Source organism: Streptomyces fuscigenes, from assembly GCF_021556455.1.
GTDB classification, from domain to species: domain Bacteria; phylum Actinomycetota; class Actinomycetes; order Streptomycetales; family Streptomycetaceae; genus Streptomyces; species Streptomyces fuscigenes.
In genome coordinates this window covers 1-2444 of the sequence record NZ_JAKGCV010000631.1, presented here as the reverse complement: position 1 = coordinate 2444, position 2444 = coordinate 1, and the positions used below count along the sequence as shown (strand labels likewise).

The following is a 2444-nucleotide window of genomic DNA, read 5'->3' as shown; positions in this document are numbered from 1 at the left end:
ACGCGCGACTCCGCGGCCCCGGTCGCGGCGAGCGCCGCCACGGCCGTGCGCCGCACCGCGGGATCGAGATCCGTCGTCAGCGCGACGAGCGTGCCGAGCCCCTGCTCGGCCGCCGCCGGCGCCGACTCCGCGACCCGCCGGCGCACCTCCGGGTCCGGATGTCCCGCGTACCGGGCCACGTCGCCCGGCCGGCAGCCGTGCCGCCCCAGCGCCCGCACCGCTGCCGCCACCAGGGCCGGCCGGCCCGCCGCCCCCTGCGCGAAGGCCGCGGCCGACACCTCCCGCACCGACTCCACGACCCGCGGCGACAGGCCCGGCCCCGCCGGCAGCTCCGCCAGCACGTCGGCCGCCAGCGTCCGCCGCCACTCGTCGCCCGCCCGGCACCACACGGCCGCCACCTGAAACGTTTCCTCGGGGGACATCGCCGCCAGCGCCGCCACCGACTCCCGCCAGTCGTCGCGCCGGGGATCCCGGCAGCGCAGCGCCCGCCGCGCCAGCTCCTCGTACCCGGCCCGGACCCCCAGCGCCGCCTCAAGCACCGTCGCCACGCCCGCGTGCCCGGTCCCCGCCGTCCGGCCCGCCACCAGCGCGCCGTCGCGCAGCAGCTCCACCGTCACGCTCTCCGCGCCGTCCTCGGCCGACCGGCGCACGACCGTCTCGAATCCGTCCCCGTAGGCGTCGGCCAGCCCCCGCGCCAACTCCCGCGCCACGTCCCGCTCCAGCCAGTGCCTGGCCTCCGCCAGCGCCGCCTCCCGCCCGCCCGGATCGCCGCTGCCCGCGCCGTGCCCGAGCAGCGCACGCACCGCCGCGACCGAACCCCGCCGGGCCGCAAGCACCAGCGGACGCTCGCCGCCCGGGCCCGGCAGATCCGGATCCGCCCCGCCCTCAAGCAGCGCCTCCAGCGTGTCCGCGAACCCCTGCACCGCCGCCCAGGCCGTCGCCGTGAACCCGTACGCCTCCCGCAGATCGGGCTCCGCCCCCGCGGCGAGGAGCGCCCGCACCACCTCCGTGTGCCCGCCGCTCGCGGCCCCGCACAGCGGCAGGTCCCCGCCCTCCTCGCCGCACGCACGCTGCGGATCGGCGCCCGCCGCGAGCAGCAGCCGCACCGCCGAGGGGCGGTCGCCCACCGCCGCCGCGTACAGGGCCGTGCGCCCCTCGCCGTCCACCGCCCCCACCGCGCCCACCGCATCGGCCCGCAACAGGCGCACCAAGGTGTCGTCGGAGCCCGCGAACACCGCCGCGAACAGTTCGTCGTGCATCTCGCCGTCTCAGGATCTTCGGATGGTGCAGGAAAACTCGGCCGCGGCACCGGACGCCCGATGCCGCGGGGCCCCCGGGCGCCGCACACGAGCCCGGGCGCCGCACGGATCACGGCCACGGCACCGCGACCCAGGAGCCCCACAGGGACTCAGGTGTCGCACTCCAGCACCGTGCGGCACAGGCCGCACCGCGCCCTGACCCGCCCCCGCACCGGTACCCGGATGCGCTGATGGCATGTGGGACACGCGAACGCCACCCGCGGCCCGTCCCCCAGCGCCTCGAACGCGTACGGCGCCGCCGGATCCCCCGGGGCCCCCGGATGCTCCAGCGCGCGCCGGCGCTCCCGCACGTACCGGTGCCGCCCCACCCGGCCCGCCGTCGTCAGCGGCGGCTGCCGCTCGTCGCGCTCCGCCCGCGCCGCCCCCCGCGTGTACGCCTCGTAGCCCTGCGGGCTCGTGAACCAGATCCGCGGATCCTCGCCGAAGACCGCCGCACGCTTCGCCAGGACGTACCCGAACTCCTCCGGCGTCAGGTAGCCGAGCTTCTGGCTGGAGTCCCGGTCCTCCCGGTACGCGTCCAGCAGCAGCCACCCCGCGCCGAGGTACGCCGTGACGGTGTCGGTGAGGATCTCGTTCGCCCGGGTGCCCGGGAACGACAGGTCGAGCCGGTGCAGCAGCACGTGGGTGATCTCGTGCGCCAGCGCCGCCCCGATGTCCCGGCGGTACCTGCGGAAGCGGTCGTTCAGCTCGACGAAGTACTCGGGGCCCGCCGTCAGTTCCACGCTCGCCGCGTGCTTCATCTCCCGGAAGCTCGCGATGACGCGCGCGTCCGGCAGCCCCAGCTGCCGCACCAGCACGTGCGCCACGCGCTGCGTGCCCAGGTGCAGGTCGTCCACGTCGGAGAACGCCACGTCCGCCGGAGCCACACTGCCCGCGTACGCGAGGACACCGTCGGGCGTCAGCCGCCGGTACAGCGCGGTGACCGCCGCCCGCACGGTGTCGATATGCGGAAAGCCGTGCTCGACCTCACTGCCGTTCGCCACGCCCCACCCCCTGCACCCGCGCTCCGCCGGGCCTGCCCGGGCCCGTGTCCCCGGAGCCGGCCGGCGCCTCCACTGTACGGCGGCGCCCCGCGCCCGCGCCGGGACGACCCACCGCCCCACCGCGCCCCGCCCCTGGCGCCCG

At 77.9% G+C, this 2444-nt stretch carries 2 protein-coding genes; both read right to left on the bottom strand.

From position 1 onward, the window contains the following. A partial coding sequence (locus L1885_RS29045) for an ankyrin repeat domain-containing protein (protein ID WP_268984584.1) occupies positions 1-1259 on the bottom strand: 1259 nt, incomplete at its 3' end. Positions 1260-1408: 149 nt separating this feature from the next. Further along, entirely contained in the window at positions 1409-2302 is an 894-nt protein-coding gene (locus L1885_RS27150) for a hypothetical protein (RefSeq protein WP_235799805.1), read from the bottom strand. Between the last annotated feature and the right edge of the window lie 142 nt (positions 2303-2444).